Origin of the sequence: Megasphaera jansseni, from assembly GCF_047974155.1 — a bacterium.
Classification (GTDB): Bacteria; Bacillota; Negativicutes; order Veillonellales; family Megasphaeraceae; genus Megasphaera.
Map to the genome: position 1 here is coordinate 1 of NZ_JBHYRR010000059.1, position 4,193 is coordinate 4,193.

Sequence of the window (4,193 nt, forward strand, 5' to 3'; positions counted from 1 at the left end):
AGAACGACCATAAAGCTATGATATTTTTGCATACATAAAAAGAGCCTGTGCACGATTACGTGCGACAGGCCCTTTTTTACCTCTTCGTACCAACGATTATGGGCCAATTCTGGGGACGGGCCTGTAAAGGCTTTCCCGGCCTGCTCATCGCCCATCAATTGCCAGCGCAGCCAGGCCGTGACGTAACCATCGCATTCATAGAGCGTCTGTCCATGCTCAGCGCCTTTGCGCCGGGCCATGACTTTCGGCGAAGGAATCTGGTCGTACAGCGAGGTCATGTCTTTTTCCGGCAATACCAGTTTCATTTCAAAATCGCCCTGGGTACCTGCCAGTATCAGGATAGGGGTCCGTACCGCCTTGGGATCATAGTCCCAGTGCAGGGAACGGGCCAGCTGTTCGTTCGTCGGGGACAGGGCCACAGCCGTCCGATAGACGGCATGGTGCGGCTGCGAAGTGATGGCGTTGAACACGCCGGCGCCGCCCTGGGAATGGCCGGAGATGCCGATGCGTTCTTCGGCGATGCGGCCATAGAACGGGCTTTGCGGGTCCCGGTTGAGGGCCAGGAGTTTTTCCGTCGTCTTGTCGGCCGATGCGCCCGTACCAGTGCCGGGGTCTTCATTGCCGATGACGACGAAGCCCCACGAAGCCAGGTGTTCAAACAGCGCCGGATAGCGGGTCGCCGGCGTACCGGACCCGTTGACCATGATGACGGCCGGATAGGCCTGCTTCGTCCCGGTCAACGCAGACGGATAATAGATTTCATACTGTGCCATCGGGCTGGGAGCCGGGAGCACTTCATGAGATACCGCATCCGGTCCCGCTGCCAGATACGTGCGTTCGATATCGCCGCCGGTCTTTACGGTCTTCGTATAATCGTCGGGGACGACCCGGCTGTTCATCAAGTGCTGCAAGAGCTTCTGCCATACCCCGCCTTTGGCCGGTGAAGCTGTCTTTTGCGTCTGAACGGGATGGGCCTGCGATGAAGCCGGCGTTTCTGGAACAGCCGTGGCGCCGGCCGGCGCCCCTGAAATCAGGCCGGTGAACAGCAGGGTGAGGCCAATCCGTCCCATCCACGATGATATCCTTTTCAAAAAATCAACCTTCTTTTAACGTCTTCTTGAAGAAATCAGCGACAGCCTTGGCGGCGCCATCCGTATCTTTCGTGAAGGAGTGGTCTTCCCCATCGACGAGATGGACCTGTCCCTTGAAATAGATGCGCTGGTAGCGCAGGCTGTACGTATACGGAACAACCGTATCGCCAGTACCATGAATCATGTAGGCCGGACCCTGGTACTGCGAAGCCGTTTCATAAATAGGCAGGTCCCGCGCCGTCTTTACATAGTTGGCGCCCAGCTTGAGGCCTTTGAAGATAGGGATTTCAGCCGGCGGATTGAGGGAATCATAAGTCGTGCCGAAGAGGCTGCCGCGGATGGCGTCTTCCCGCAGGACAGCCGCCGGCGCCATCAGGGCCAGGGCTTTGACTTTCTGCGTCCCCAGTTCACCAGCCGTCATGCTGGCGACGACACCACCCTGGGAATGACCGGCCAGGGAGATGGAGGTCACACCGGGCAGCCGGCTGGCATATTCATAAACGTGCTTGGCATCTTCGATTTCATTGGGCACGGTCATGTCCTGGAAACGGCCTTCACTCTGGCCATGGCCATTGAAGTCGAAACGGATCGAGGCGATGCCGTCTTTTTCCAGATCATCGGCCAGCTTGGTCAGGAGCGGCCGGTTCTTGTCTGCCGTAAAGCCATGCATGATGATGACCATAGGATATTCTTTTTGATTATCCGGTGTCTGGACGACCGCTGCCAGTTTGCCATGGTCCCCATGGATAGTAACGGCCTGGCTCTTAGCCTGACTTATACCGGCTCCCATCGTAAAGGTACTCAGGGCCAGCACCGACAGGGCCAGCATTTTTTTGAAAGAAATCATGATATTCAGCCTCCAAATCATGTAAACAATGACATTTATTCGATGAATTTCATTGTACGCTCTTTTAATTGACATGTCAATTAAAAGATAAAACGCTATTTCATCGACCTCCGTCCCAGCCCAGTGATTTTTGACTCCCATAGCTACGGCAGCCATTCGCTGCTGTGGCAGCAGATGGCTATGAGGTCCTGCATGGGCTGGGTCAGGTATTTATTTTGATGGTGTACCAGGCGGAACTGGCGCTTGAATTCGAGGCCCGGCATGGGGAGTTCGACCAGGCGGCCCGCTTTGATTTCGTCCTGCACCAGACGGCGGGACAGGACGGATAAGCCCAAATTGGCCATGACCGCTTTCTTGATGGCCTCGGAGTTATTGTAGACGCCGACGACCCGGCAGGTCAGGTGGTGTTCTTCCAGGACGCGCTCAAAGAGGTCCCGCGTGCCGCTTCCCTGTTCGCGGACGAAGACGGGCATGCCGTCCAGGTCCTGCGGGGTCTCGATGGCCTTATGGCTCCACTCGTTGTCCGGCGAAGCGATGAGGGTCAGATAGTCCGTGATGATGGGCCGGGACACGAGGTACGGCGACTGCACCCGCCCTTCGACCAGGGCCAGGTCCAGTCTATCTTCCATCAGGAGCTGTTCCAGTTCCTCCGTATTGTGGATAGCCGACAGGATGTCCCATTCAGGATGTATCTGACGACAATGCGTCAGGAGTTCGACCAGGAAGATGTCGCCGATGGTGATGCTGACGCCCAGGCGGATGGGCAACTGATGCTGCATGGCCGTCATGCTCTCTTCGGCCTGCTGGCAGAGTGACAGGATCTGATAGGCATACTGTTTCAAGTTCTCTCCGGCTGGCGTCAGGAAGATATGCCGGCCCAGGCGCTCGAACAGGAGCAGGCCATAATGGGCTTCCATTTCATGGATAGCCTGGGTGACCGATGGCTGGCTGATGTGGAGCTGCCGGGCGGCCTGGGTCATGTTCAGGGTTTTACAGACTGCCAGGAAAATGCGGAAATGGCGCAGGGTCATGAGGTTCTCCTCCTTTATTCATAGGTAAATGCTTATGGTTTATATTATATCCTAGTATTTTACTTATGAAAAGGGACAGACTATACTGGATGCATCTCAAATTTCAGTATAGGAGTGACATCATCATGCATTTATCCACTATGATCGACTGGCGCCACGCCCTGCTCGGCGTCGTCCTGACCCTGGCTTGTTCCCTGGCCGGTCAGTCCTTAGCCTCCCTGCCGGGCTTTTCCCTCATCGGCCATCTGGTCCTGGCCCTGCTGCTGGGCATGGCCATCCAGGTCTGCCGTCCGGTCACGCTGGCAGCCCGGGAAAGCACGGGCTTCATTGCCAATAAATTTCTCCGGGCCGGCATCATTCTCCTGGGCTTCAAACTCAACCTCATCCTCCTGGTCAGCGCCGGCATGAAGAGCCTCATCGCCGCCATCTTCGTCGTGGCCATCATGATTCCCCTGAACTATGCCGTCGCCCGCTTCCTGCGCGTCGACCACACCCTGGCCCTGCTCACGGCCTGCGGCTGCAGCATCTGCGGTGCCGCCGCCGTCATGGGCGTGTCGGGAACGCTCAAGGCCAAAGCCGACCAGTCCGTCCTGGCCGTGGCCATCGTGGCCATCCTGGGCACGGTCTTCACGCTCATCGAAGTCTTCGCCCAGCCCTTCCTGGGCTTTACCGACAGCCAGTTCGGCGTCATGGCCGGCCTCAGCCTCCATGAAATCGCCCACGCCGTCGCCGCCGGCGGCAGTGCCGGCCCAGTTGGGACAGACAGCGCCATCATCACCAAATTGTCCCGCGTCCTGCTCCTGGCCCCGGTCGCCATCATCCTGGGCATTGGCGAAGCCTGGCGCCAGCGCCGTCAATCGGGAGATACAAACCAGAAACTCAAAGTCCCCATCCCCTGGTTCATGGGCGGCTTCATCGCAGCCAGTGCCATCGGCTCCTATATCCCGGCCATCGGATTCGCCGTCCCCATGCTGGTCAAGGCCGCTTACCTCATCCTGGGCATGGCCATGGCCGCCCTGGGCCTGAACGTCAACTTCGCCGTCATCGCCAAAGAAGGCACCCGCCCCATGGGCGGCGCCCTCTTCTGCTCCTTTATCCTTTTAGGACTGGCCTGGTTCATCGTACATACGTGGTTTTAGAAAATGCCAAAAGGGGCTGTCGCATTAAGCCATTTTGGCTTCGTGCGACAGCTCTCTTTTTTTGCTCTATTTCATCTTTCTATTC

The 4,193-nt window shown here is 57.4% G+C and carries 4 protein-coding genes; 1 reads left to right on the forward strand and 3 read right to left on the reverse strand.

What is annotated here, in order from left to right; translation table 11 throughout:
- From ACE418_RS13285 to ACE418_RS13295, 3 genes are all read right to left on the reverse strand, one after another.
- Positions 1–1,070: poly(ethylene terephthalate) hydrolase family protein (locus ACE418_RS13285; protein ID WP_416451056.1), on the reverse strand; the 1,070-nt coding region annotated here is incomplete at its 3' end.
- A gap of 25 nt (positions 1,071–1,095) precedes the next feature.
- Positions 1,096–1,938, reverse strand: a complete 843-nt coding sequence (locus ACE418_RS13290; protein WP_416451057.1) for an alpha/beta hydrolase — start codon at positions 1,936–1,938, stop codon at positions 1,096–1,098.
- Positions 1,939–2,081: 143 nt separating this feature from the next.
- Complete coding sequence (locus ACE418_RS13295) at positions 2,082–2,969, reverse strand: LysR family transcriptional regulator (protein WP_416451058.1); 888 nt, start codon at positions 2,967–2,969, stop codon at positions 2,082–2,084.
- A gap of 125 nt (positions 2,970–3,094) precedes the next feature.
- Between ACE418_RS13295 and ACE418_RS13300 the strand changes: the two genes are divergently transcribed.
- Positions 3,095–4,108, forward strand: coding sequence for a YeiH family protein (locus ACE418_RS13300; protein WP_416451059.1), 1,014 nt, complete (start codon positions 3,095–3,097; stop codon positions 4,106–4,108).
- Positions 4,109–4,193: the final 85 nt, after the last annotated feature.

Excerpts from the sequence above, each read along its gene's own strand:
- ACE418_RS13290 (WP_416451057.1), bottom strand. The coding sequence starts at position 1,938 with ATGATTTCTTTCAAAAAAATGCTGGCCCTGTCGGTGCTGGCCCTGAGT.
- ACE418_RS13295 (WP_416451058.1), bottom strand. The coding sequence starts at position 2,969 with ATGACCCTGCGCCATTTCCGCATTTTCCTGGCAGTCTGTAAAACCCTG.
- ACE418_RS13300 (WP_416451059.1), top strand. The coding sequence starts at position 3,095 with ATGCATTTATCCACTATGATCGACTGGCGCCACGCCCTGCTCGGCGTC.